Source organism: Streptomyces lycii (genome assembly GCF_009735685.1).
In the GTDB taxonomy this organism is placed as follows: Bacteria; Actinomycetota; Actinomycetes; order Streptomycetales; family Streptomycetaceae; genus Streptomyces; species Streptomyces lycii.
This window is the reverse complement of the sequence record NZ_WHPN01000419.1, coordinates 12,427-37,676: the sequence shown is the minus strand read 5'-3', so window position 1 is coordinate 37,676 and position 25,250 is coordinate 12,427. Positions and strand designations below refer to the sequence as shown.

Annotated in this window: 24 protein-coding genes and 1 pseudogene; 14 read left to right on the top strand and 11 right to left on the bottom strand. The window is 72.1% G+C overall.

Going from position 1 to position 25,250, the window contains the following annotated elements:
* Nucleotides 1–41: 41 nt before the first annotated feature.
* Nucleotides 42–1,247 (bottom strand): NAD(P)-dependent malic enzyme, encoded by a 1,206-nt coding sequence (locus GCU69_RS29975; protein ID WP_156207764.1) that lies wholly within the window; start codon nt 1,245–1,247, stop codon nt 42–44.
* A gap of 528 nt (nt 1,248–1,775) precedes the next feature.
* On the opposite strand from GCU69_RS29975, the gene GCU69_RS29970 reads away from it, so the two are divergent.
* Genes GCU69_RS29970 through GCU69_RS29960 form a run of 3 tightly spaced genes read left to right on the top strand, consistent with a single transcriptional unit; the run spans nt 1,776 to nt 4,493 of the window.
* On the top strand, nt 1,776–2,741 hold the full coding sequence (locus GCU69_RS29970; RefSeq protein WP_098750023.1) for an ABC transporter substrate-binding protein: 966 nt from the start codon (nt 1,776–1,778) through the stop codon (nt 2,739–2,741).
* 52 nt (nt 2,742–2,793) lie between these two features.
* A complete protein-coding gene (locus tag GCU69_RS29965) occupies nt 2,794–3,729 on the top strand; it encodes an amino acid ABC transporter permease (protein WP_098750022.1) in 936 nt (311 codons plus the stop codon).
* A 2-nt stretch (nt 3,730–3,731) separates the two neighbouring features.
* Nucleotides 3,732–4,493 (top strand): amino acid ABC transporter ATP-binding protein, encoded by a 762-nt coding sequence (locus tag GCU69_RS29960; protein WP_098750021.1) that lies wholly within the window; start codon nt 3,732–3,734, stop codon nt 4,491–4,493.
* Between the two features lie 109 nt (nt 4,494–4,602).
* On the opposite strand, the gene GCU69_RS29955 is transcribed toward GCU69_RS29960, so the two are convergent.
* Nucleotides 4,603–5,379, bottom strand: a complete 777-nt coding sequence (locus GCU69_RS29955; protein ID WP_156207763.1) for a class I SAM-dependent methyltransferase — start codon at nt 5,377–5,379, stop codon at nt 4,603–4,605.
* Between the two features lie 91 nt (nt 5,380–5,470).
* Here GCU69_RS29955 and GCU69_RS29950 point away from each other — a divergent pair.
* Nucleotides 5,471–5,959, top strand: a pseudogene (locus GCU69_RS29950) (ABATE domain-containing protein); the annotation flags it as partial.
* Between the two features lie 44 nt (nt 5,960–6,003).
* Here the strand turns inward: GCU69_RS29950 and sodX are convergent.
* Nucleotides 6,004–6,504 (bottom strand): nickel-type superoxide dismutase maturation protease, encoded by a 501-nt coding sequence (gene sodX / locus GCU69_RS34200; RefSeq protein WP_098750019.1) that lies wholly within the window; start codon nt 6,502–6,504, stop codon nt 6,004–6,006.
* Between the two features lie 142 nt (nt 6,505–6,646).
* Between sodX and sodN the strand changes: the two genes are divergently transcribed.
* The gene (gene sodN / locus GCU69_RS29940) at nt 6,647–7,042 is read left to right on the top strand and encodes a superoxide dismutase, Ni (protein WP_098750018.1); all 396 of its coding nucleotides are present in this window, start codon (nt 6,647–6,649) and stop codon (nt 7,040–7,042) included.
* Between the two features lie 219 nt (nt 7,043–7,261).
* Here the strand turns inward: sodN and GCU69_RS29935 are convergent, their stop codons facing one another.
* Nucleotides 7,262–7,900 carry a GNAT family N-acetyltransferase gene (locus tag GCU69_RS29935; RefSeq protein ID WP_156207762.1) on the bottom strand — a complete coding sequence of 213 codons (639 nt, stop codon included), beginning with the start codon at nt 7,898–7,900 and terminating at the stop codon, nt 7,262–7,264.
* Nucleotides 7,901–8,270: 370 nt separating this feature from the next.
* Between GCU69_RS29935 and GCU69_RS29930 the strand changes: the two genes are divergently transcribed.
* The 6 genes from GCU69_RS29930 (at nt 8,271) to GCU69_RS29905 (ending at nt 12,934) form a co-directional block, all read left to right on the top strand.
* Entirely contained in the window at nt 8,271–8,672 is a 402-nt protein-coding gene (locus tag GCU69_RS29930) for an STAS domain-containing protein (protein WP_235978793.1), read from the top strand.
* A 128-nt stretch (nt 8,673–8,800) separates the two neighbouring features.
* Nucleotides 8,801–9,739: a beta-ketoacyl-ACP synthase III gene (locus tag GCU69_RS29925; RefSeq protein WP_156207760.1), complete on the top strand. Its 939-nt coding sequence runs from the start codon at nt 8,801–8,803 to the stop codon at nt 9,737–9,739.
* A 191-nt stretch (nt 9,740–9,930) separates the two neighbouring features.
* Nucleotides 9,931–10,164: a hypothetical protein gene (locus GCU69_RS29920; RefSeq protein ID WP_098750014.1), complete on the top strand. Its 234-nt coding sequence runs from the start codon at nt 9,931–9,933 to the stop codon at nt 10,162–10,164.
* An 84-nt stretch (nt 10,165–10,248) separates the two neighbouring features.
* A complete protein-coding gene (locus GCU69_RS29915) occupies nt 10,249–11,175 on the top strand; it encodes a 1-aminocyclopropane-1-carboxylate deaminase/D-cysteine desulfhydrase (protein ID WP_156207759.1) in 927 nt (308 codons plus the stop codon).
* Between the two features lie 413 nt (nt 11,176–11,588).
* The gene (locus GCU69_RS29910) at nt 11,589–12,002 is read left to right on the top strand and encodes an ATP-binding protein (RefSeq protein WP_098750012.1); all 414 of its coding nucleotides are present in this window, start codon (nt 11,589–11,591) and stop codon (nt 12,000–12,002) included.
* A gap of 20 nt (nt 12,003–12,022) precedes the next feature.
* Complete coding sequence (locus tag GCU69_RS29905; RefSeq protein ID WP_408055860.1) at nt 12,023–12,934, top strand: RNA polymerase sigma factor SigF; 912 nt, start codon at nt 12,023–12,025, stop codon at nt 12,932–12,934.
* A gap of 819 nt (nt 12,935–13,753) precedes the next feature.
* Here the strand turns inward: GCU69_RS29905 and GCU69_RS29900 are convergent.
* Nucleotides 13,754–14,191, bottom strand: a complete 438-nt coding sequence (locus GCU69_RS29900) for a hypothetical protein (RefSeq protein ID WP_156207758.1) — start codon at nt 14,189–14,191, stop codon at nt 13,754–13,756.
* Nucleotides 14,192–14,453: 262 nt separating this feature from the next.
* Between GCU69_RS29900 and GCU69_RS29895 the strand changes: the two genes are divergently transcribed.
* Both GCU69_RS29895 and GCU69_RS29890 read left to right on the top strand, forming a co-directional pair.
* Complete coding sequence (locus GCU69_RS29895) at nt 14,454–15,422, top strand: diacylglycerol/lipid kinase family protein (protein ID WP_098750033.1); 969 nt, start codon at nt 14,454–14,456, stop codon at nt 15,420–15,422.
* A gap of 319 nt (nt 15,423–15,741) precedes the next feature.
* A complete protein-coding gene (locus GCU69_RS29890; RefSeq protein WP_003983230.1) occupies nt 15,742–15,999 on the top strand; it encodes a WhiB family transcriptional regulator in 258 nt (85 codons plus the stop codon).
* Nucleotides 16,000–16,349: 350 nt separating this feature from the next.
* Here the strand turns inward: GCU69_RS29890 and GCU69_RS29885 are convergent, their stop codons facing one another.
* From GCU69_RS29885 to GCU69_RS29860, 6 genes are all read right to left on the bottom strand, one after another.
* A complete protein-coding gene (locus GCU69_RS29885) occupies nt 16,350–17,852 on the bottom strand; it encodes a sensor histidine kinase (protein WP_156207768.1) in 1,503 nt (500 codons plus the stop codon).
* Between the two features lie 398 nt (nt 17,853–18,250).
* Nucleotides 18,251–19,321: an SIS domain-containing protein gene (locus tag GCU69_RS29880; RefSeq protein WP_098750008.1), complete on the bottom strand. Its 1,071-nt coding sequence runs from the start codon at nt 19,319–19,321 to the stop codon at nt 18,251–18,253.
* 91 nt (nt 19,322–19,412) lie between these two features.
* Nucleotides 19,413–21,026, bottom strand: a complete 1,614-nt coding sequence (locus GCU69_RS29875; protein WP_098750007.1) for a glycoside hydrolase family 3 protein — start codon at nt 21,024–21,026, stop codon at nt 19,413–19,415.
* A gap of 7 nt (nt 21,027–21,033) precedes the next feature.
* Nucleotides 21,034–21,864, bottom strand: coding sequence for a carbohydrate ABC transporter permease (locus GCU69_RS29870; RefSeq protein WP_098750006.1), 831 nt, complete (start codon nt 21,862–21,864; stop codon nt 21,034–21,036).
* Entirely contained in the window at nt 21,861–22,838 is a 978-nt protein-coding gene (locus tag GCU69_RS29865) for a carbohydrate ABC transporter permease (RefSeq protein ID WP_156207757.1), read from the bottom strand. The genes GCU69_RS29870 and GCU69_RS29865 overlap by 4 nt, the downstream gene beginning before the upstream one ends.
* Before the next feature lie 112 nt (nt 22,839–22,950).
* Nucleotides 22,951–24,228 (bottom strand): extracellular solute-binding protein, encoded by a 1,278-nt coding sequence (locus GCU69_RS29860; RefSeq protein WP_098750004.1) that lies wholly within the window; start codon nt 24,226–24,228, stop codon nt 22,951–22,953.
* 239 nt (nt 24,229–24,467) lie between these two features.
* Between GCU69_RS29860 and GCU69_RS29855 the strand changes: the two genes are divergently transcribed.
* The gene (locus tag GCU69_RS29855; RefSeq protein WP_098750003.1) at nt 24,468–25,238 is read left to right on the top strand and encodes a GntR family transcriptional regulator; all 771 of its coding nucleotides are present in this window, start codon (nt 24,468–24,470) and stop codon (nt 25,236–25,238) included.
* Nucleotides 25,239–25,250 lie beyond the last annotated feature (12 nt).

The window sequence follows — 25,250 nt, the reverse complement described above, 5'->3', positions numbered from 1 at the left end:
GGTGCGCCCACGGCCCGTACCGCAGCCGGTCCCGCCGTTTCCTAGCGGCGCGCGACGCCCTCGGCGCGGGCCGCGGCGGCCACCGCCGCCGTGACCGCGGGGGCGACCCGCTCGTCGAACGGCGACGGGATCACACAGTCGGCGGCCAGCTCGTCGGCGACCACTGCCGCCAGCGCCTCGGCCGCCGCGAGCTTCATCCCCTCGGTGATCGCCGAGGCACGCACTTGGAGGGCGCCCGCGAAGATGCCCGGGAAGGCGAGGACGTTGTTGATCTGGTTCGGGTAGTCCGACCGCCCGGTGGCGACCACGGCGGCGTACTTGTGGGCGACCTCGGGGTGGATCTCCGGGTTCGGGTTGGCCATGGCGAAGATCATGGCGTTCTCGGCCATGGTCGCGACGGCGGCCTCCGGGACCGTGCCGCCGGAGACGCCGATGAACACGTCGGCCCCGGACAGGGCGCTCTCCAGGGAGCCCGTGAACCCGGCCTTGTTGGTGAAGCCGGCCAGCTGCCGCTTCACGTCCGTGAGGTCCTCGCGGTCGGCGGAGACGACGCCCTTGCGGTCGCAGACGGCCACATCGCCGATGCCGGCCTCGACCAGGATCTTGGCGATGGCCACCCCGGCCGCGCCCGCGCCGGAGATCACCGCGCGCAGCTGGCCGAGCGGGCGGCCGGTGAGCTGGCAGGCGTTGCGCAGCGCGGCGAGGGTGACGACCGCGGTGCCGTGCTGGTCGTCGTGGAAGACGGGGATGTCCAGCCGCTCCTGGAGCTTCCGCTCGATCTCGAAGCAGCGCGGGGCGGAGATGTCCTCCAGGTTGACGCCGCCGAAGGAGGGCGCGAGGCGGACGACGGTCTCGACGATCTCGTCCACACCCCGGCAGTCCAGCGCGATCGGGACCGCGTCCACGCCGCCGAACTGCTTGAAGAGGATGGCCTTGCCCTCCATCACCGGCAGCGACGCCTCCGGGCCGATGTCACCGAGCCCGAGCACCGCGCTGCCGTCCGTCACCACGGCCACGACCTGCGACTTCCAGGTGTAGTCGTGGACGAGCTCCGGCCGCTCGGCGATGGCGCTGCACACCTTGGCGACGCCCGGCGTGTACGCGAGGGACAGATCGTCCCGGTCGCGCACGGGCACGGTCGCCCGGACCGCCATCTTGCCGCCCCGGTGCAGCGCGAAGGCGGGATCGAAGGGCTCTTCACCCTCCGTGCCGCTGTCGCTGCGAGGATTCACAATCTCCGCTGCCACTTTTTTGACCCCTTATGTCTGAATTTTTTTCGAGGGTTGGCCGCCCCGGCGTGAGGCGGATGGGCGTCGCTTCCGTACTCCCGTACGGCGGATGGCCGTCCGCGTGGCGAGAAGCCGCGCGGGGGTGCACGAGCGCCGGGCGCGCCGCACAACGCGCCCCGAGCCCCGGGTGAGGGGTGTAAGGGTCTTTTCTACCGGACGGGACGCTGCACATACGAGTGACTTCCATTGCACTTGTGCAGGCGCGGCGCGCTTTCGAGTGGAAAGCGAGTGAACAGCTGTCAGATGTCCACTTTTCGAGACCTCTGACTGTGATGCCGGTCTCGTTCCGTCCGCATACGCCGCGGCCGCTTCCGGGTCAACGGGGCTCGGCGCGGGGAGGGGATTTCCCGTTATTGGATTTTGACATGGGCGACCGACTGTGAGGCACCGTCCGGATGGCAAGATGCCCCTAATCAGACAGGGTCGCGACACCCGAAGGTGTGTGTCCGGCTTTCCCGCCACGCCCCCACCGCAGGAGGAACCAGCATGACCGCAGGCAACACTCGTCGCTCGGCCGCGCGTGCACCCCGGATGGCCGCCGCCGGCGCGATCGCGGTCGCGGGGGCCCTGCTGCTCACCGCGTGCGGTGACCAGACGGAGGGCGCGAAGGACACCGGGGGCAAGGAGGCAGCCGGTTCCAAGGCCCCGCTGTTCGACAAGCTGCCGAAGGAGATCCAGGACGCGGGGGTCGTCAAGGTCGGCTCGGACATCGCGTACCCGCCGGTCGAGTTCAAGAAGGACGGCAAGACCGTCGGCATCGACCCGGACCTGGCCGACGCGCTCGGCAAGGAGCTCGGGGTCGAGTTCCAGTTCAACAACGGCACCTTCGACACCCTGCTCACCGGCATGCGCTCCGGCCGCTACGACATCGCCATGTCCGCGATGACCGACACCAAGGACCGCCAGGAGGGCATCGACCCGGAGTCCGGCAAGAAGGTCGGCGAGGGCGTCGACTTCGTCGACTACTTCACCGCCGGTGTCTCGATCTACACCAAGAAGGGTGAGGGCAAGGACATCAAGACCTGGGACGACCTCTGCGGGAAGAAGATCGTCCTGCAGCGCGGCACCGTCTCCGAGGACCTCGCCAAGGACGAGTCCGAGGAATGCGTGAAGGACGGCAAGAAGAAGATCTCCATGGAGGCCTTCGACCAGGACACCGAGGCCCAGACCCGGCTGCGCGCGGGCGGCGCGGACGCCGGCTCCAGCGACTTCCCGGTCGCCGCGTACGCCGTGAAGACCTCCGGCGGCGGCAAGGACTTCGAGCTGGTGGGCGACCAGGTCGAGGCGGCCCCGTACGGTATCGCGGTGAGCAAGAAGAACACCGAGCTCCGTGACGCGATCAAGGCCGCGCTGGAAGCCGTCATCGACAGCGGCGAGTACCAGAAGATCCTCGACAAGTGGGGTGTCGCCGACGGCGCGATCGACAAGGTCACGGTCAACGGCGGTTCCTGACCCGGACCGGCAGCGTCCGCTCGCTCGGAGGAAAGGCTGAAAGGCAACACCCGTGACTGTTCCCCTCGACAAGACGGGCCCGGAGGACACCCCTCCGTCCGGCCCGCCCGCTGAGACGATCAAGGCGGTACCCGTCCGGCACTACGGCCGCTGGCTCGCCGCCGTCATCGTGCTCGGCCTGCTCGCGCTGCTGGTCAACGCGTTCGCCGGCGCGGACGTCCACTACCCGGCGATCCCGGACTTCTTCTTCGACGGAACCATCCTCGAGGGTCTCGGCAAGACCGTCCTGATCTCCGTGCTGGCGATGCTCATCGGGCTCGTCCTCGGTGTCGTGCTCGCGGTCATGCGGCTGTCGAAGAACCCGGTCACCTCCTCGGTGGCCTGGCTCTACGTCTGGTTCTTCCGCGGCACCCCGGTCTACGTCCAGCTGCTGATCTGGTTCAACCTGGCGTTGATCTTCCCGTACATCAACCTCGGTTTCTACCGGGACGAGATGACGGACTTCATGACCCCGTTCATGGCCGCCCTGCTCGGCCTCGGGCTCAACGAGGCCGCGTACATGTCGGAGATCGTCCGGGCCGGCATCCAGTCGGTGGACGAGGGCCAGACCGAGGCGTCGCACGCGCTCGGCATGACGCACGGAAAAACGTTGCGGCGGATCGTGCTGCCGCAGGCGATGCGCGTGATCGTGCCGCCGACCGGCAACGAGTTCCTGAACATGCTCAAGACCTCGTCGCTGGCGGCCAGCGCCGCCCAGTACGGCGAACTGCTGCTGGCGACGCAGAACATCGGCCGTGCCTCCGGCGCCGTGGTGGAGATGCTCTTCCTCGCCGTCATCTGGTATCTCGTGCTGACCAGCGTCTTCAGCGTCGGCCAGTACTACCTGGAGCGCCGCTACGCGCGCGGCTCGCTCCGCAGCCTGCCGCCCACTCCGTGGCAGCGGATCAAGACCAACCTGGCAGGCTTCAGCAACCGCGGAGGAGTGTGAACATGACCGCCATGGTGAAGTCCGAAGGCGTGCACAAGTCCTTCGGCGCGGCACACGTCCTCAAGGGCATCGACCTCGAGGTCGCGCCCCGTGAGGTGTTCTGCCTGGTCGGTCCGTCCGGCTCCGGCAAGTCCACCTTCCTGCGGTGCATCAACCACCTGGAGAAGATCAACGCCGGGCGGCTGTACGTCGACGGCGACCTGGTCGGCTACCGGCAGCGCGGCGACAAGCTGTACGAGCTGAAGGACAGCGAGGTCGCCGCCAAGCGCCGCGACATCGGCATGGTCTTCCAGCGCTTCAACCTCTTCCCGCACATGACGGCGCTGGAGAACGTCATGGAGGCGCCGATGCAGGTCAAGCGGGAGGCACGGGCCGTGGCCCGGGCGCGGGCCGAGCGGCTGCTCGACCGGGTCGGACTCGGCGACAAGGTGGGCAACTACCCCGCCCAGCTCTCCGGCGGCCAGCAGCAGCGGGTGGCGATCGCCCGGGCGCTCGCCATGGAGCCGAAGCTGATGCTCTTCGACGAGCCGACGTCCGCGCTCGACCCGGAGCTGGTCGGCGAGGTGCTCGACGTGATGCGGGGGCTGGCCGAGGAGGGCATGACGATGATCGTCGTCACCCACGAGATGGGCTTCGCCCGCGAGGTCGGCGACTCGATCGTCTTCATGGACGACGGTGTGGTGGTCGAGTCCGGCCACCCGCGCGAGGTGCTGACGAACCCGCGGCACGAGCGCACGAAGTCGTTCCTCTCCAAGGTGCTCTGAAGGCACCCGGGGCGGGAGCATGCGCGGAAGGCGGTACGGACCCGGGGGCCCGTACCGCCTTCGCGTGCTCCCGGGCGCCGCGTCCCCGGGAGCGCGGCGCACCGGGCCGCTACCGCAGACCCAGCACCAGCGCGTCCGTCGCGGAGCACCACACGGGGCGCGCCTCGGCGAAACCCGCCGCCAGCAGCGTCCGCGCGTGCCAGGCCGCCGGCTGGGACTCGCCGTCCGCGTGGTCACCGGCGGCGGGGTCGCCGAACAGGGCGAACCGCTCGGCGGCGAGTTCGCCCAGCGCCGGGTCCTCCGCGACGTCCGCCCACCAGCCGGCCCAGTCCCGCACCCCGGCCTCCCGCTCCCGGTCCTGCCGGGCCCGCTCGTGGGCCCGCACGGCGGCGTCGATGCGGGGCGTGGAGCCGTCGGGCATGTGGTCGGCGTTCATCAGGACACCGCCGGGCCGGATGCTCCCGGCGAGCCGGGCGTAGAGGCCGCGGAGCGGTTCCGCGCGCATCCAGTGCAGCGCGGTCGCGGTCAGCACCGCGTCGTACTCCTCGTGCGGCAGGAGGGCGGTCCAGTCCGGATCGAGCAGGTCCGCGGTGACGAACGACGCGCGGGGCTCGTCCGCGAAGTGGCCGCGGGCGATGGCCAGCAGCACCGGGTCGCGGTCCACGCCGGTGGTCCGCGCGCCGGGGAAACGGCGCAGCACCCGGCCGGTGATGCTGCCCGTGCCGCACGCGAGGTCGAGCACCCGCGGCTCGCGGCCGACCACGGCCTCGACCATGTCGAGCATCACCCGGAAGCGTTCCTCCCGGTCCGGCATGTACCACTCCTGCTGCCGGTCCCAGCTGCGCTGCCAGCCGGCCCAGTCCGTGCGCGCGGTCGTTTCCGTCATCCCGGCCCCCTCGCTTTTGTAATAGCCTCACTCCATTGGCGGTCATTACGTCCGCCCTGCCGACCCTAGCCCCACCGCGTAAGGACTACAAGTGGATCTGGCCTATTACTCGGACTTCGCGGTGCGCCTGGTCAACAGCGAGGAACCGGCGCGCGGCACCGACCGGCTGACCTCCGTCGAGGCGGTCCGCGCCCTCTTCGGCCCCCAGCAGCAGGCGGCCAGGCGGGCCGGCGACGCGGACGTGACCCGGCTGAGATCGGTGCGCGCCCGGATGCGGGCGGTCTTCGAGGCGGCGGACGAGGGCGACGAGGTCCGGGCCGTGGACCTGCTCAACGCCCTGCTGATGGAGTTCCCCGTCAGCCCGCAGATCTCCGGGCACGAGACGCGCGACGAGGACGGCCGCCCCGACTGGCACCTGCACATCGCCGACCACCCGGCGAACGCCACCGCCGGTTTCGCCGCGACCGCCTCCATGGGGCTGGCGTTCCACCTGACCGAGCTGGGCGTGGACCGGCTCGGCATCTGCCGGGCCGCGCCCTGCCGCAACGCCTACCTCGACACCTCCACGAACCGCTCCCGGCGGTACTGCTCGGACCGCTGCGCGACCCGCGCCAACGTGGCGGCCTACCGCGCGCGCAAACGCCTGGAGAGCGAACGGACCGGCCCGGCGGACGAGCCGGCCGGCGACCCGACCGGGCGGACGGCCGACAGCGCCCAGGACAGCAGCCGCAGTCCCGGCCGCTGACCGCGCCCCGGCGGCGGACGCAGCCGCAGCCGGGCCCGGGCCAGCACCAGTTCGCCCGGCACCGGGCCGAACTCCCGGCTGTCGTTCTCGGCGTACGGATTGTCGCCGAGCACCCACCAGCCGCCGTCGCGCCGCTCGGTGGCGCGCTTCACGACCAGTAGGTCCTGCTGCATGGGGTGGCGCAGCACCACCACGTCGCCGGGGCGCACCGCGGCCCCGTACCGGACGACCAGGCGGTCACCCGGCAGCAGGGTCGGCACCATGGACGGCCCGACGACCTCGGCGAGGCCGTACGGGACGGGTCCCCGCCGCCCGCGGCCGTCCTCCGCCCCGTTCCCGGGCCCGCCTTCGTCCAGTGGCCGGCGGCCGTCGTACGGCATCGGGCACCTCCCGGTCCTTTTCCTCACACACCCCGGTCCGTCACCGGACTTTTGTCCTAAGCCCACCGGGGCACTCGCGAAAACGCTTCCTCCACGGAGTAATGTCGCACCCGAGAAGACGATCACGAGGAAGGACAGCTACATGCTTTCCCGCCTGTTCGCCCCCAAGGTGAAGGTCAGCGCGCACTGTGACCTGCCGTGTGGCGTGTACGACCCGGCCCAGGCCCGTATCGAGGCCGATTCGGTCAAGGCCATCCAGGAGAAGTACCAGGCCAACGAGGACCCGCACTACCGCGCTCGCGCCGTGGTCATCAAGGAGCAGCGCGCGGAGCTCGCCAAGCACCACATCTCGGTGCTCTGGAGCGACTACTTCAAGCCGCCGCACTTCGAGAAGTACCCGCAGCTGCACCAGCTGGTCAACGACGCCCTGAAGGCCGCGAGCGCCGCCAAGGGCTCGACGGACCCGGCCACCGGGCAGAAGCTGCTGGACCTGATCGCCGAGATCGACAAGATCTTCTGGGAGACCAAGAAGGCCTGACCGCCGGCACCGGTTGCCGTCGGCAGCGGCGTGCGCGGGGGCCCGGCCGGACCACACCCGGCCGGGCCCCTGCCGCACGTCCGGCGCCGGGCGTCCCGCAGCCGCCCACGCGTCCGCCGCCCTGCGACCGCCGCCGCCCGGAGGTCCCCGGCGGCCGCCCGGGTCCGTACGCCTCCCGCCGCACGCCGCCCGGCCGTACGACCACCCGGGCGTACCGCCTCAGCCGCGCGGCTCGCGCCACATCGGCCACATCGGCGGGCCGCCGGGCAGGTCCACCGTCCTGCCGGTGAAACGGAAGCCCTCACGCTCGTACAGCGCGCGGCTGCGGGCGTTGCTCGCCTCCAGATAGGCCGGGACGCCCTCCGCGTCGCACCGGCGCAGCGCGGGCGCCAGCAGCGCGCTGCCGAGCCCCTGCCCCTGGCGGTCCGGTTCGACCCCGAGCAGCATCAGATAGCGGTGCGCGCGGAGCCGGGGATGCACCCGGGCCGTCAGCCGGCCGACCGTCTCGGCCCGCTCGTTGTCCGGGTCGCTCTCCTTGCGCATCAGCGCGGCCACCTCGTCGTCCTCGGCGATCGCCGCCGGAACGTCCTCCTCGGCGACGGCCGGGACGTCCAGCCAGAGCGCGGCGGCGGAACGGTCCTCGGTGACCTCGACCGCGCCCTCGGCCAGCGCGGCTCCGAGGAAGACGCCGAAGAAGCGCGGGTGGAGTTCCCGCCGCCGCCGCTCCTCGGGGAACACCCAACTGCTGACCGGGTCTTCGTGGAACGCCTCGCCCAGGAGCGACGCGATCCACTCACGGTCCTCCGCTCCGGCTCGGCGTATACCGGGCGCCGCGGGGGCGGTCGGGTTCAATGCCATGTTCTGCTGCCTTCCTGGTCTGGTGGAGATCACGGTAAGGCGTCCGGCCGAACCCCTCCAGAGCACAACAGGCCGTCCAGGCAAACCTTCGACCATCCGTCAATAGGAAATGTGGAAATTCACCTACGCGGGTGTAATCGGGCGCTCAAGGACCGTTTCTTCATTCCCGCCCTCCCGGACAGTGCCGTTACGGTGACCGTACGTCACCCCGGCTTCCTGGTGGCTCCGCGCCCCCGGCTCCATCTGCTCCGCAGCTGCTCCACCGACCGCATGCCGTGGGCGGGGCCGGGGGAAGCCCGTCGATCCGAGGTGGTGTTCCGCCATGCACAGGGGGAGTTCGCACAGCAGTCCCGCCGAAGAGGTGGGCGCGGTGCCCGAGAAACCCGGACAAGGAGCCGTCCCCGCCCGGGGACCGGTCCGCCAAGTCGCCGGCTACCGGACGAACGGCTGCACGGTGCTGGAACTGCGCGGTGACGTGGACATCGTCACGGCCCTCCGGATAACCCCGGACCTGGACGCGGCCACGGCCTCCGCCGCGCCCCGCGTCGTCGTCGACCTGAACGCGGTGACCTTTCTGGACGCCTCGGGCCTGACCCTGCTCTGCCGGATCCACCGCCGCACCCGGGAACAGGGCGGCAGGCTCACCATGGCCTGCGGACGGCCGAGGACCCTGCGGATCCTCCGGCTCACCGGCCTCGACTCCCGTTTCCGGCCCGTGCCCACCCTCGCCGAGGCGATCAGCCTGCACGAAGGCCCCGCCGGGCTGCGGTGACAGCGGGTCGCGCCAGATCTCGCGCCCGATCCTTGGTGGAACGCGTACCGCCGCGGCGGCCGGCGCCCCCAAGACTGGACGGGCAGCGTCGACCGCACGTTGTCACGACCGCCCAAGGGGGAAGCCCGATGTCCGGGTCACGCGTACTGGCCCTCGGCCACCACCAGCCCGCAGGGGTGCTGACGAACGACGACCTGGCCACGATGGTCGACACGAGCGACGAGTGGATCCGCACCCGGGTGGGCATCCGCACCCGGCACGTGGCCGCGCCGGACGAGACGGTCGACGCGATGGCGGCCGCCGCGGCGGCCAAGGCCCTGGCGCAGAGCGGGCTCGCCGCCTCCGACATCGACCTCGTCATGGTCGCCACCTGCACGGCGGTCGACCGCAGCCCGAACACCGCCGCCCGCGTTGCCGAACGGCTCGGTCTGCCCTCCCCCGCGACCATGGACGTCAACGTCGTCTGTGCGGGCTTCACCCACGCGCTGGCCTCGGCCGACCACGCCGTGCGGGCCGGGGCCGCCGGGAACGCCCTGGTCGTGGGCGCGGAGAAGTTCACGGCCGTGACCGACTGGACGGACCGGAGCACCTGCGTCCTGGTCGGCGACGGTGCCGGGGCGGCCGTGGTCGGCGCGGCCGCGGAACCCGGCATCGGACCCGTGCTCTGGGGGTCGGTGCCGGAGATGGGCCGGGCCGTGCGCATCGACGGCACCCCCAGCCGCTTCTCCCAGGAGGGCCAGAGCGTGTACCGGTGGGCGACGACCCAACTGCCGCCCATCGCCCGCCGCGTGTGCGAACGGGCCGGGATCGGGCCGGAGGAACTGGCGGCCGTCGTGCTGCACCAGGCCAATCTGCGGATCATCGAACCGTTCGCCCGCAAGCTCGGCGCGGTGAACGCGGTGATCGCCCGGGACGTCGTCGAATCGGGCAACACCTCGGCCGCCAGCATCCCCCTCGCGCTGTCCAAGATGGTGGAGCGCGGGGAGGTCGAATCGGGCGCCCCGGTCCTGCTGTTCGGGTTCGGCGGCAATCTCTCGTACGCCGGCCAGGTCATCCGCTGCCCCTGAGCGCCGCGGCCGCGGGGCAGGCCCCTGCCGCACGCCGCCGCACGCCGCCGCACGCCGCCGCACGCCGCCGCCGCACCCCGCCGTACGGGGGACTCCGGGAACCCCGCGTCCCGCGCGGGCGTTGACCAGAAGGACGGGGGCGGACCGGACCGGTCCCGCCCCTCCGGAGTACCGATTGCAGGAGGCAGCACATGGCAGGGTTCCTGGACCGAGCCAAGGAGCAGGCACAGCGCGGCATCAGCCAGGGCAAGCAGAAGATCGACGACGTGCAGACCCAGCGCGCCGGTGCCGACCTGCTCAAGAAGCTCGGCGCCGCGTACTACGCCGAGCAGCGCGGCAGCGGCTCCCCGCAGGCCACGCAGCAGGCGCTCGCGGCCCTGGAGAGCCACATCGCGACCCACGGGGACTCCGTCCTGCGCGGCTGACCGGCGCGCGCTCCGGCGGCCCGCGGCCGGGCGCCGGAGTGCCCGGCGCCCGGCGCGCCACCACCGGCGCGCGACAATGGACGGGTGCCCCCGAACCACGGGCCGGCGTCCCCGGCCCTCACCGACGCCCTCGACGCGCTGCGGCCGAGCCTGCCGTCACCGCTGGTGGCGGCCGAGGACGAACGGTTCACCCGGCGCGGCCTCCGGCTGCTGCTCAAGCGCGACGACCTGATCCACCCGGAACTCCCCGGCAACAAGTGGCGCAAACTCGTGCCCAATCTGCGGGCCGCCGCCGAGCAGGGCAGCACGACGCTGCTGACTTTCGGCGGCGCCTACTCCCACCATCTCCGGGCCACCGCGGCGGCGGGCCGGCTGCTGGGCCTGACGACGATCGGCGTGGTGCGCGGCGCCGAGCTGGCCGACCGCCCGCTGAACCCCTCACTGGCCCGCTGCGCCGCCGACGGCATGCGGCTGCACTTCACCGACCGCGGCACGTACCGGCGCAAGCACGAACCGGAGGTGCTCGCCGGGCTGCGCGGCCGGTTCGGCGACTTCCACCTCGTCCCCGAGGGCGGCAGCAACGCCTCGGCGGCCCGGGGCTGCGCGGCGCTCGGCCGGGAACTGCGGGGCGCGGCCGACGTCGTCGCGGTGCCCTGCGGCACCGGCGGCACCCTGGCCGGACTGGCCGCCGGGCTGGCGCGGGAGCAGCGCGCCATCGGCTTCGCCGTCCTCCGCGGCGGTTTCCTGGACGGCGAGACCGAACGGCTCCAGCGGGCGGCCTTCGGGGCGCGCCGGGGCGACTGGCGGGTCGAAGAACGGTTCCACTTCGGCGGATACGGGAAGGTCCCCGGTGAACTCCGCGCCTTCGCCGAGGACTTCTCCGCCCGGCACGGACTCGCGGTCGAACGGCTCTACGTCGCCAAGATGCTGTACGGGCTGACGGCGCTGGCCGGCGAGGGTGCGTTCCCGCCGGGCACGGCCGTCGCGGCGGTCGTCACCGGGAGCGGCTGAGCGGTCGTCGCCGGCAGCGGCCGCCCGCGGCGCACGGGCGGGGACCGGGCGGGCAGCGGCCGGGCGAACGGCGGCCGCGGCGCCCGCCGGTGGAGACGGGCGGCCGTGATCGTCCGGCCGTTTCTCCGAATTGGGGCCGCCCACCCCCTAGCCACTGTGTGTATATATCTGCTTACAATGAGTGACGCTCATCGGTCCGTGGGATCCGCTGTCCCAGCCGCGGGCGGCCGCCGCGCCGGCGTCAGCGCAGGCGGTCGCACCGGCATGGGCGACACCGGCCCACAGATCACGATAGCGTCGCAGCCGAATCATGTGCTGCGCCGGACCACTGTCTCTCCGACGAGGGATTTTCGACTCGGTGGACGGGTCCGGTGCTCGTATCAGCTCAACGGCTTGTCACCTTGGAGGTGAGGGTGTCCCAGATCGCAGGCGAGCCCGGGACCCAGGACTTCGTGGAAGTCCGGCTGCCCGCTGCGGGTGCCTACCTTTCCGTGCTGCGTACGGCCACCGCAGGCCTCGCAGCCCGCTTGGACTTCACCCTCGACGAGATCGAGGATCTGCGCATCGCCGTCGACGAGGCGTGCGCGATCCTGTTGCAGCAGGCCGTACCGGGGAGCGTGCTCAGCTGTGTCTTCCGACTGGTCGGTGACGCGCTGCGGGTGACCGTCTCGGCCCCGACGACCGACGGGCGCGCTCCCGAGCGCGACACCTTCGCCTGGACGGTGCTCTCCGCACTCGCCGGCGAGGTGGACTCCACGGTCGCCGAGGACCGCACGGTCAGCATCAGCCTGCACAAGAAGCGCGGCGCGGGTCCCGGACAGCCGTGACGGACGGGACGGGGAGGCCGGTGCAGGACGAGAGCCGCATCGCGCGGGTGGTGCCCAGTGCGGCCATTCCGGAGCAGCAGGCAGAGCGGGCGGACCACATGGACCAGAAGCACGAGCAGCGCACAGGCGATCAGCAGGAGCGAGAGCACGCGTACGAGCGCGGGCACCAGCACGATCCGCACGACCGCAGCGGCGCCCGCGCGATGTTCATAGAGCTGCGGAGTCTCCCCGAGGGGTCGCCGCAGCGGGCCGAGCTACGCAACCACCTGGTGCGGATGCATCTGCCGCTCGTGGAGCACCTGGCCCGGCGGTTCCGCAACCGCGGTGAACCGCTGGACGACCTGACCCAGGTCGCGACCATCGGGCTGATCAAGTCGGTGGACCGCTTCGACCCGGACCGCGGGGTGGAGTTCTCCACGTACGCGACCCCGACGGTCGTCGGCGAGATCAAACGGCACTTCCGGGACAAGGGCTGGGCGGTGCGGGTGCCGCGGCGGCTCCAGGAGCTCCGGCTGTCGCTCACCACGGCGACGGCCGAGCTGTCCCAGCGGCACGGCCGGTCCCCGACGGTGCACGAACTGGCCGAGCACATCGGCATCTCCGAGGAGGAGGTGCTGGAGGGTCTGGAGTCGGCCAACGCCTACAGCACCCTCTCGCTGGACGTACCGGACACGGACGACGAGTCCCCCGCGGTCGCCGACACCCTGGGCGCGGAGGACGACGCCCTGGAGGGGGTGGAGTACCGCGAGTCCCTCAAGCCGCTGCTGGAGGAACTGCCGCCGCGGGAGAAGAAGATCCTGCTGCTGCGCTTCTTCGGCAACATGACCCAGTCGCAGATCGCCCAGGAGGTCGGCATCTCCCAGATGCACGTCTCCCGGCTGCTGGCCCGCACCCTCGCCCAGCTGCGCGACCGGCTGCTCGTCGAGGAATGACGTCCTCGGGCCCCGGGCGGTGACGCCCGGGGCCCGGTGCGTTGCGGCCCCACCACGAGACACGGTGCTGCGCTGCGGCCCCGCCGCGAGGCGCTGCGCGGGGTGCCGGGGCGCTCTGCCGGGTGCCGGGGCGCGATGTGCGGGGTGCCGGGGCGTTGTGCGGGGTTCGGGCTGCGCTGCCGGGGCGCTCTGCGCGGTACGTGCCGGGCGCATGGGGTGTCCCGCGCGGTGCCGGGGCTGCGCGGGGTGCGCTGCCGGAGCGCTCTGTGCGGTACGTGCCGCACCGCGCGGGGTGTCCCGCGCGGTGCCGGGCGCCCGTACGGGTGTCCCGGCGCGGTGTGCGGAGTATGGGGCGGTGCGCCCGCCTTACGGAAGCGCCGCGCCCCGTACCGAGCTGCTGTGCTCGGTGTCCGGCGCGCGGTGTGCGCGGGCCGGACCGTTGCACCCTGCCCGGCGCCCCCGCGTCCCGCATCCTGTGTTCCGGCATCCTGCGCTCCGGCGTCCTGCGTTCCGGCGCCCGGTGCGTCGCGCCCGCTCGGCGCAGCGGTGTGCCCGGGCCGGACCCTTGCGCCCCGCCCGGCGCCCCCGCGCCCCGGCATCCTACGCTCCGGCGTCCTGCGTTCCGGCGTCCTGCGTTCCGGCGCCCTGCGTTCCGGCGCCCGGTGCGTCGCGCCCGCTCGGCGCAGCGGTGTGCCCGGGCCGGACCCTTGCGCCCCGCCCGGCGCCCCCGCGCCCCGGCATCCTGCCCTCCGGCGTCCTGCGTCCCCGCGCCCCGTGCGTCGCGCCCGCGCCGGTGCGTTGCCCGCGGGGCCCGGTGCCTTACTCGCGGGGCCCGGTGCCGAGCGCCTCGGTCACCCCCGGGTTGACCACGAGCACCAGCACCGCCGCGGCCGACACGGCCAGCGCGATCCCGGCGGCGACCAGCGCGCCGCCCGAACCGATCAGCGTCCAGGCCACGGGCACCGCCATCAGCTGGGTGATCATCGCCGGGCCCCGGCTCCAGCGGCGCAGCAGCCAGAGCCCCCGGGCGGCGGCGAGCGGGAGAGCCGCCAGCAGCAACAGGGTCAGGGCACCGGTCAGCGCCTGCCGGAGGCTGTCCGGGGTGCCCACCAGGGTCATCACGAGCTGGTATCCGCCGAGGGCCGCGAGCACGGCGCCCTGGGCCCCGGTCACGGCGGCCGCCGCCGTCAGCCGCGCCGGTCGCGGGGTGCCGTCCGGCCGGGTCCCGTCGGTGCTGGAGGTCTGCTTGCTGGTCACCCCAGCAGGGTAGCCGCGGCGGCTTTTCCGCTGCCGCGCACCGGCTTTCCCGCTGCCGCGCACCGGCTCCGCCGCCTTCCTCCCGCCCCGCCGTCCGCCCCGCCGTCCGCGCCGCCGTCCGCCCCGCCGCCGTGCCGCGGGATGTCCGGACCCGGGCCGGCTCGCACGCCCGGGCGGGCGCGCCGTGTCTCCGTTCACCGGCGCCGCCCCCGGGGGAAAGATCCGCTGTGCCCTGTACCAGCAGGTAGGTAGGGTGCACAGCATGCGCGCCCTTCTCGTGGTCAATCCGGCAGCCACCGCCACCAGTGCCCGCACGCGGGACGTTCTCATCCACGCCCTCGCGAGCGATCTGAAACTGGACGTGGCGGCGACGGAGTACCGGGGCCACGCCCGCGACCTCGGCCGGCAGGCCGCGGAGAGCGGCGAGACGGAACTCGTGGTGGCGCTCGGCGGTGACGGCACCGTCAACGAGGTGGTCAACGGACTGCTGCACCACGGCCCCGACCCGGACGCGCTCCCGCGTCTCGCCGTCGTGCCCGGGGGCTCCACCAATGTGTTCGCCCGGGCGCTCGGCCTGCCCAACCACGCCGTCGAGGCGACCGGCGCGCTGCTCGACGCCCTGCACTCCGGCAGTGAGCGGACGGTCGGCCTGGGACTGGCGGCCGGCACGCCGGGGACGGTCGACGAGTCCGTGCCCGCGCGGTGGTTCACCTTCACCGCGGGCTTCGGCTTCGACGCCGGAGTGGTCGGCCGGGTCGAACAGCACCGCGAACGCGGCAGGCGTTCGACTCACGCGCTGTATGTGCGCCAGGTGATGCGGCAGTTCCTCGGTGACCCACGTCGCACCCGCGGCACGATTGCCCTCCACCGGCCGGGGCACACGCCTGTCGAGGACCTGGTGCTGTCGATAGTCTGCAACACCGCTCCCTGGACCTACCTGGGCAATCGTCCCGTCTACGCCGCCCCCCGGGCGTCGTTCGACACCGCCCTGGACGTCCTGGGACTGAGCAGTCTCTCCACCCCCGCGGTGGCGCGTTACGGGACCCAGCTCCTCACGTCCTCCCCCGAGCGGGGGCCGCGCGGCAAGCACGCTGTGTCACTGCACGACCTGACGGAGTTCACCTTGCAATCACAGGTGCGGCTGCCGTTTCAGATGGACGGTGACCACCTGGGACTGCGTTCCAGCGTGACGTTCACAGGCGTACGCCGTGCACTGCGTGTGATTGTGTGAGTGGAACCTCAAAAAGTCCTTTCACTCGAACGTTTAGGCTGGCTTCCACCCCCTGGAAGTACGGCTGTGACAGAGGCGACACCAAGGAATCAAAAAAAACTTTCCGGAAGGGGTTGTATCCGCCGCCGAGGTTTGCGAGTCTCTTCATGGCGATCGGGACGGCCTCGCAAATGGCCCCCTTGAGAGCCCGAACCCCCTCCACATCCCCGCTGGGACCGCAATCGGCCATTCGGCTGTCGGCCCCTTCACTTGCGGAGGGATCGTGAAAGCGTTCACATTCACAAGCAATCAGCTGGTATCACAAGGAGATGGAGCAGCCATGGACTGGCGTCACCGCGCCGTTTGCCGCGAGGAAGACCCCGAGCTCTTCTTCCCCATCGGCAACACCGGTCCTGCGCTGCTGCAGATCGAGGAAGCCAAGGCCGTCTGCCGTCGCTGCCCCGTCATGGAGCAGTGCCTGCAGTGGGCGCTGGAGTCCGGCCAGGACTCCGGTGTGTGGGGTGGCCTCAGCGAGGACGAGCGCCGCGCGATGAAGCGCCGCGCCGCCCGCAACCGGGCGCGCAACGCCAGCGCCTGAACCACACCCCCTGCGGCAGGGCGGCGCGCACATCGCGTGCGCACCTCCCGCCCCCCGAGTCGCAGCGCGCAGCATCCGTTGCACTAAAGCTTTGAGCCCCGGCCGGATCCCGGCCGGGGCTCAGTGCTGTCTGCCGCGAGACGGCGGGACCCCCGCGCGGACCGGCCCCCGGTCCGGGTCCTGTCCGCCGAAATCCCGGTCCCGGTCCGGGTCGTGTTCCGTCCGGGTCGTGTTCCTTCCGGGGCCTGTTCCTTCCGTGGCCTGTTCCTTCCGAGCCGCCGGCCGGCCCCCGGTCCGGTGCGCGCCCGCCGGTGCCGCCTCCGGTGCGGGCCGGCCCCGGCACGAGCCGTTCAGCGCCCGGCCGGCGCCCCGCCCCTGCGCTCCGCACCATCGGCCCGTACGGGGATGTCGAGGACCACCCGGGTGCCCCGTTCCGGCGCGGGCAGCATGTCGAAGGTGCCGCCCAACTCCCCCTCCACCAGGGTGCGTACGATCTGCAGGCCGAGATTGCCGGTGCGCTTCGCGTCGAACCCCTCGGGCAGGCCGCTTCCGTCGTCCTGGACGGTCACCAGCAGCCGGGGGTCGGACCGGGCGGTTCCGCCGCGCACCGCGGACACCTCGACCATGCCCTGCTGCCCGGGTCCGAAGCCGTGTTCCAGGGCGTTCTGCAGCAGTTCGGTCAGCACCATGGACAGCGGGGTCGCGACCTCGGCGTCCAGGATGCCGAACTTGCCCGTCCGCCGGCCCGCGACCCGGCCCGGGGAGATCTCCGCGACCATCGCGAGCACCCGGTCCGCGATGTCGTCGAACTCCACGCGCTCGTCCAGGGTCTGCGACAGCGTCTCGTGCACGATGGCGATCGAACCGACCCGCCGCACCGCCTCCGCCAGCGCCTCCTTGCCCTGTTCGGAATCCATCCGGCGGGCCTGGAGCCGCAGCAGGGCCGCGACCGTCTGGAGGTTGTTCTTCACCCGGTGGTGGATCTCCCGGATGGTGGCGTCCTTGGTGATCAGCTCCCGCTCGCGGCGGCGCAGCTCGGTGACGTCCCGCAGCAGCACGAGCGAGCCGATGTGGGTGCCCTTCGGCTTGAGCGGGATGGACCGCAGCTGGATGACACCCTCGTTCCCCTCCACCTCGAACTCGCGCGGGGCCCAGCCGCTCGCGAGTTTCACCAGCGCCTCGTCCACCGGGCCGCGGGCCGGGGCCAGTTCGGCCGTGGTCTCCCCCAGATGATGGCCGACCAGGTCGGCGGCGAGGCCGAGCCGGTGGTAGGCGGAAAGGGCGTTGGGGCTGGCGTACTGGACGACGCCGTCCGCGTCGAGCCGGATCAGCCCGTCGCCGGCGCGGGGCGCCGCGTCCATGTCGACCTGCTGGTTCGGGAACGGAAACGATCCTGCGGCGATCATCTGGGCCAGATCCGACGCGCTCTGGAGGTATGTGAGTTCCAGCCGGCTGGGGGTGCGCACGGTCAGCAGGTTCGTGTTGCGGGCGATGACGCCGAGGACCCGGCTCTCCCGGCGCACCGGGATGGACTCCACCCGGACCGGGACCTCCTCCCGCCACTCGGGGTCGCCCTCGCGCACGATGCGGCCCTCGTCCAGCGCCGTGTCGAGCATCGGGCGGCGGCCCCGGGGAACCAGATGGCCCACCATGTCGTTCTGATAGGACGTGGGGCCGGTGTTCGGCCGCATCTGGGCCACGGACACGTAGCGCGTGCCGTCCCGGGTGGGGACCCACAGCACGAGGTCGGCGAAGGACAGATCGGAGAGCAGCTGCCACTCCGAGACGAGGAGATGGAGCCATTCGAGGTCGGAGTCACCGAGCGCGGTGTGCTGGCGTACGAGGTCGTTCATGGACGGCACACCCGCGAGCCTACCCGCGGCTGGTTTCCCGACGTGCACGCATGGACAGGCGATAGTGGTCTAGTCCACAATTGGACGAGTACAGCTTCCGCCCTCCCCGCACAGGAGGGCGGGATCGAGGCCCTCCGGCGCTCTCTGCCCTGACTGCGCCCCGGGGTCTCCGGCCGGTCCCGTCGGCCGCGGGGAACCGCACACTCCGCGGACGCGGCGGACCGGTACAAGCTCCGGGCTGCGGTGCCGGACAGGTTGAGGGTCCTGTCCCGGCGCCGCGGCCCGCGGGTGTTCCAGGGGCCCGGACCCGCGTCCGGACCCCCTTCGCCTCCCCCGCCCGAAGCCGTCTCGAAGCCGGCTCGCGGCCCGCTCGCAGCCGCTGCGGTCTCCCGCCGCGCTCAGTGGGTCCGGGTGACCTTCGCCAGCGCCCGCGGCGCGTCCGGGTCCTGGCCCCGGGCGATGGTCACCTCGTACGCCAGCATCTGGAGCGGCAGGATCTCCAGGATCGGCTGGAGCTCCTCGGGGACGTCGGCGGTCGGCAGCGCGAAGCCCGCGGAGGCGGCGTCCACCTGCTCCCGGCCGCCGATCACGACGAGGTCGGCGCCGCGGTCCTTCAGCCGGTCGAGCACGGGCTGGAGCGCCTCGCCGCCCTTGCCGTCGGTGACGATGGCGATGACCGGCGAGATGTTGTCGACCATCGCCAGCGGGCCGTGCAGCAGATCCGCCCCGGAGTAGGACAGCGCCGGGATGTAACTGGTCTCCATCAGCTTCAGCGCGGCCTCCTTGGCGGTCGGATAGCCGTAGCCGCGGGAGGTGAGCACCATCCGCTCGGCGAACCGGTAGCGGCCCGCGAGCGCCTTGACCTCGGCGCCCCGGCCGAGGGTCTGCCGCGCCAGCTCGGGCAGGACCTTCGCGGCCGCGCCGTCGCCGCCGCGCAGCCCCTCGACGAAGAGGTAGAGGGCCAGCAGTTCGGCGGTGTACGTCTTGGTCGCCGGGAGGGCCTTCTCCGGACCGGCGAGGACGTCGATGTGGAACTCCGAGACCTTCGCCAGCGGCGAGTCGGAGTTGTTCGTCACCGCGACCGTGATCGCTCCGGCGGCACGGGCGGCCTCCGCGGACGCCACCAGGTCGGGCGAGCCGCCGGACTGGCTGACGGTGATCACCAGGACGTCGGTGAGGTCCGGCCGCGCGCCGTAGGCGGTGGTCGTGGACATCGAGGTCAGGCCGCACGGCTTGCCCAGCCGGATCTCCAGCAGGTACTTCGCGTACAGCGCCGCGTTGTCGGAGGTGCCGCGCGCGGTGAGCAGGACGAAGCGCGGGTTGCGGGCCGCGACCTGCTCGGCGATCTCGCGGATCCGCGGGGCGCCCTCGTCGAGGATGCGGCGCAGCACCGCGGGCTGCTCGGCCATCTCGCCGGACATGATCCGGCCCGGCTGTTCTTCCGGCCGGTCCGGATGCGTGGCGGACATGCTGGGTTCCTCCAGTTGTTCGGTGTTTCCGCGGCCGCTCGCCGGAGGGCCGGCCGGCGGCCCTCGGCCGCCGGTTCCCCGTCCGGCGGCGTCAGCCCTCGGCCTGCCCGCCCGCGACGACCTCCGCGGCGGCCCGTCCGCAGACGCGGGCGGCGCCGTGGGTGGCGATGTGCAGCGCTCCCGCGGGCGCCGCGCCGGGCAGTCCCATCTCGACCACGACCGTGTCGGGGCGTGCGGCGAGGAGGGCGTCCAGCGCGTCCCCCATCCAGCGGTGCCGGTGGACGTCGCGTACCACTGCGACGATCCTACGGTCCGCCGCCGCCGCGAGCACACTCTCGATCATGGCGGACGCGGCTGCCGCTGCCCCGCCGGCCCGCTCCGGGGCGCTTTCGTCCGCGGCCCCGCCGGCGGGGCCGAAGGTGCCGGTCGTGGTGCCCGGAAGCAGACGCTCCAGTTCGGCGGCGATCCCCCAGGGCGTCTCGTCACCGACCGCGATGTTCGCCACCGGGGTGAAGGCGGCGACGTACGGGGGCGTGGTCATCGGCTCGTACGCCCCCTCGCGCACGGTGACGCGCAGCGCCCGCCGGGCGGCCGCCAGGCCGACCTCGGGGTCGCGCGGCGTCACGGGCCCGCGGACGCCGTTGCGCCCGGAGTGGGCCGCGGCCCGCCGGGTGTCCGCGGCCCACTCCGCCAGGGCCCGCACCCGGGAGGCGGCGTCGGCCAGCCGCTCCTCGGGCAGTTCGCCGCTGCGGACGGCCGCCACGAGGGCGTCCCGCAGCCGCAGCACCGTTTCCTCGTCGGCGAGACCGCCGCCGACGCAGATGGCGTCCGCCCCGGCGGCCACGGCCAGCACGCTGCCGCGCTCGATGCCGTAGCCGGCGGAGATCGCCCGCATCTCCATGCCGTCGGTGACGACGAGGCCCTGGAAGCCGAGGCCGCCGTCCGCCACGGGGGCGCGCAGCAGGCCCGCGAGCGCCGCCGGGCTGAGGGTGGCCGGCCGCGCCGGGTCGAGCGCGGGCAGCAGGATGTGCGCGCTCATCACGGCCTTGGTGCGGGCGGTGACCGCGGCCCGGAACGGTACGAGTTCGCGGGCGTGCAGCGTCTCCAGGGCGGCGTCGATGCGGGGCACCGAGTGGTGCGAGTCGACGCTGGTGTCGCCGTGCCCGGGGAAGTGCTTGGTGCAGGCGGCGACGCCGGCGGACTGGAGCCCCTCGACATAGGCCGCGGTGTGCCGGGCGACGAGGGCGGGGTCGGCGCCGAAGGACCGTACGCCGATGACGGGGTTGCCGGGGTCGGAGTTGACGTCGGCCGAGGGCGCCCAGTTGAGGTTGACGCCGCAGTCGGCGAGGCGGTGGCCGAGTTCGCGGGCGACGGCCCGGGTCAGCTCGGTGTCGTCGACCGCGCCCAGCGCGAGGTTGCCGGGGAAGGAGGAGCCGGTGCGCGCCTCCAGCCGGGTGACGTCACCGCCCTCCTCGTCGACCGCGACGAGGAGTTCGCCGCGCTCGGCACGGAGCCGGGCGGTGAGTTCCGCGAGCTGTTCGGGCGAGTCGATGTTGCGGCCGAAGAGGCCGACGGACGCAAGGCCCTCGCCGAGCCGGCGCAGCAGCCAGTCGGGGGCCCGGGTGCCCGTGAATCCCGGCTGGAGGACGGCCAGCGCGTCGCGGTTCAGCGTGTCGACGACATTGCCGGAGGCCAGAGCTGTCATGAGCGGCTTATCCCTTCACCGCGCCGGCGGTGAGACCGCCGACCGCCTTGCGTTGCAGGAACAGGAAGAGGACGAGGATCGGCAGGGCGAACAGCGAGGCGGCGGCCATGGTGGCGCCCCAGTCGTCGCCGAAGGCCGTCTGGAACTGGTAGAGCCACACCGGAAGGGTCTGCGCCTCGGCGTCCTTGTTGAGGATCAGCACCATCGGGAACTCGTTCCAGGCGGTGATGAAGCCGAAGAGGGAGGTCGCCATCAGCCCGGGGGCGAGCAGCGGGAAGATCACCTTGACGAAGGCCCCGGTCCGGGAGCAGCCGTCCACCATGGCCGACTCCTCCAGTTCCCTGGGCACCGCGGCGATGTAGTTGCGCAGGGTCAGCACGGTCAGCGGCAGCACCATGACCATGTAGAAGAGTGTGAGCGGGACGAGGCTGTTCAGCATCTCGGCGTCCCGCACCAGCATGTAGATCGCGATGACCATGACTTCCCAGGGCGCCATCTGGGCGATCATGAACACCAGGATCACGCTCCGCCGGCCCCGGAAGCGCGTCCGGGCGATCGCGAAGGCCGCGAACAGCGCGATGAGCAGGGAGAGCCCCACCGCGAGCAGGGTGACGGTGAGCGAGTTCCGGACCAGTGTCCAGAAGTGGTCCGCGCGCACCGCGGTGCCGAAGTGCTCCAGCGTGACGTCGGTGGGGAACCACACCGGGTCCTCGGTGATGATGTCGCCGGTCGGCTTGAACGCGGTGGCGAACATCCAGTACACGGGGAAGGCGAAGCAGACGAAGAGGACGAGAGCGGTCGCGTTGGGCCAGAGGCGGCCGAGGAGAGATCGCTTCACGACTCGTCCCTCTCTTGCCTCAGCACGAGGCGGAAGTAGTACGACATCAGGGCCAGCAGGATGAGGATGGTGAGCAGGGAGATCGCGGCGCCCATGCCGAAGTGCTGGTTGCCGATGCCCTCGACGAAGGCGTAGATCGGCAGGGTCTCGGTGAGCCGGTCGGGGCCGCCCTGGCCGATCGCGTAGATCTGCGGGAAGGCCTTGAAGACCCAGATGACCTCGAGGAAGGTCGTGGCGAAGAGGAACGGCTTGATGAAGGGGTACGTCACGGAGACGAACGCCTTCCAGGCCCCGGCGCCGTCCAGCGCGGCCGCCTCGTACAGCTCCTTCGGGATCGTCGTGGTCGCGGCGTAGAGGCTCAGCGCCACGAACGGGACGGACTGCCAGACGATCAGCACGGTGACCACGAAGAAGGTGGAGAACTGGCTGCCGGTCCAGTTGTAGTCGGCCATGCTGTGCCAGCCGAGGTGGTCCAGCAGCCAGTTGACGACGCCGAAGCGCTGGGCGAACAGCCACTGGTAGACGGTGGTGGCCGCGATGATCGGCATCGCCCAGGTGAGCACCAGGCCGACCGACAGCAGCAGCCGCATCCGGCGGCCGAGGCGTGCCAGCAGCAGTCCGGTCAGCGTTCCGGCCAGCATGATCAGCACGACGTTGACCGTGGTGAAGAGCACCGAGCGGACGGTGACCCGCCAGAAGTGCTCGCTGCCCAGCGCGTCACCGTAGTTGTCGAAGCCGGTCCACTCGGTGAGGTGCAGGATCAGCTGCCGGGCGTTGAGGTTCTGGAACGACAGCATGCCGTTCTTCACCATCGGCCAGCCGAGCAGCAGCACGGTGGCGCCGAGGGCGGGCGCGAGCAGCAGCCAGGGCAGCCGCCCGGCGCCGCGGGAGCGGCGGGGCGCGGGGGACGGGGGTCCGTCCGGAGGGGCGGGGGGCGTGGCCCGCACCGCGGCCTCGTCCAACTGCACTGCCATCGGTTCCTCTTCTTCTCCGGTTCCGGCCCGCGCGGGGCGGTTCACTGCGCGCGGCCGCCGTACGGGGCGGTGTGGTCCCCGGCCGGGGCACCCCGTACGGCGGCCGCGGGGCTCACTGCTTCTGCGCCAGGCGCTTGTTCAGCTCGTCCTCGACCTGCGCGGCCGCCTCCTGGTGCGAGGCGCCCTTGAGGTAGGCCGTCATGTACGTCTTGATCGGGTTCGGCGGGTTCTCCACCGCGGCCCACTCGGGGATCAGCGGGGTGGTGCCGCCGGAGGTGGATGCGGCGGGCGCGGCGGCCTGCGCGGCCGGGTTGCCCTCGAGCCGCTCCTGGAGCGCGTCCTTGTTCGGGATCACGCCGCCCTCCTCGGCGAGCGTTCCCTCGTGCTTGTCGGAGAGCGCGATGCGCAGGAACTCCTTGGCCAGTTCCTGCTTCTCGCTGCCGGCCGCGACGGCGAGGTTGGAGCCGCCGAGGAAGACTCCCTCGGGCTTCTCCGCCGTCTCACCCGGGATGGTGAAGTAGCCGATGTGCTTCTCGATCTCCGGGTTGGCCTCGATCGCCGTGGCGGCCTCCCAGCCCATGCCGATCATCGCGCCGGTCTTCCCCTTGGCGAACACCTCCGCCTGCTGCGGGGTCGCCTCGTCCTTGTCCTTGGGGGCGTCGCTGAAGTCCGCGTACTTCTTGTAGATCTCCATGGCGTCGCCGACCTTCGGGTCCGCGAGGTTCGACACCCATGTGTCGCCCTTCTTCTTCACCAGGTCGGCGCCCTGTCCCAGGGTGAGGCCGTCGAAGAAGTACCAGTTCTGGCCGGGCATGTAGATCGGCTCGGCGTCCGTCTTCTTCTCGATGGCCCCGAGGGCCTCGAAGAACGCGTCGCGGGTCTTGGGGGTCCCCTTGAGGCCCGCCTCCGCCCAGATCTCCTTGTTGTAGACGACGACGCGGCTGGCGACGTACCACGGCACGGCGTACTGCTTGCCCTCGATGACGGAGGAGGCGTTGATGGACTCGTTCCAGTCCGCGCCGATCTCCTTCTTGAGGTCGCCGAGTTCGGCGAGGCCGCCGGTCATGGCGTACGCGGGGGTCTGGGTGTTGCCGATCTCGATGACGTCCGGCGGGTCGGACTCGGAGAGGGCGGTCGTGATCTTCTGCTGGATGCCGTTCCACTGCTGGACTTCCAGCTTGAGCTTGGCGCCCGTCTTCTGCTCGAACTCCCGCTTGACCTCCTTGGTCCAGCCCGGCGGGGTCGAGCCGTCCATGGCCCACAGCGTCAGGGTCTCGCCCTTGAAGCCGTCCGCCCCGGCCGTCTTCCCGTCGTCGCCGCCGGATCCGCAGGCCGCGGCCCCCATCAGCAATGCCGCGACGCCTGCCGCCGCTTTGAGTCCACGCTTCACCGCACGCTCCCCAAGAAACCGGATGTGGTCTTTAATGGTTTAGACCAGTTCCCGCAGCTTGGCCTAGACCTTTAGGGGTGTCAAGAGGTGTATAAGAAGGGCTGTCGGCTCCGTTACCGGACCGACACCCGCGGGCCGCGCGGTGAAGCGGGCGTCACGGCCGCCCGGCCGTGCCACCATGTGAGCCGCGACGTACGGAGGAGCCGGTGACGGCAGCAGGACAGGAGCCGGGAAGGCTGATGGAGACCGACGGTGCCCCCGCGGGCGGGGCGAACGCCCCGGCGGCCGGCACGCGCACCGCGCGCGTGCCCAAGTACTACCGGCTCAAGCGGCACTTGCTGGAGATGACCGAGACCCTGCCGCCCGGCACTCCGGTCCCGCCCGAGCGCACCCTCGCCTCCGAGTTCGACACCTCGCGCACCACCGTCCGGCAGGCCCTCCAGGAACTGGTCGTCGAGGGCCGGCTGGAACGCATCCAGGGCAAGGGCACCTTCGTCGCCAAGCCGAAGGTCTCGCAGGCGCTCCAGCTCACCTCGTACACCGAGGACATGCGCGCGCAAGGGCTGGAACCGACCTCGCAGCTCCTGGACATCGGCTACGTCACGGCGGACGACCGGCTCGCCGGGCTGCTGGACCTCGACCCCGGCGGCCGGGTGCTGCGCATCGAGCGGCTGCGGCTGGCGAGCGGCGAGCCGATGGCCATCGAGACCACGCACCTGTCGGCGAAGCGGTTCCCCGCGCTGCGCCGGAGCCTGGTGAAGTACACCTCCCTCTACACCGCGCTGGCCGAGGTCTACGGCGTCCGGCCGGCCGAGGCCGAGGAGACGATAGAGACGTCACTGGCGACCCCGCGCGAGGCGAGCCTGCTCGGCACGGACGTCGGCCTGCCGATGCTGCTGCTGTCCCGGCACTCGCTGGACGCGGACGGCGAGCCCGTGGAGTGGGTGCGCTCGGTCTACCGCGGCGACCGCTACAAGTTCGTGGCCCGGCTCAAGCGGCCCAGCGCGTAGCGGCGGACGGCG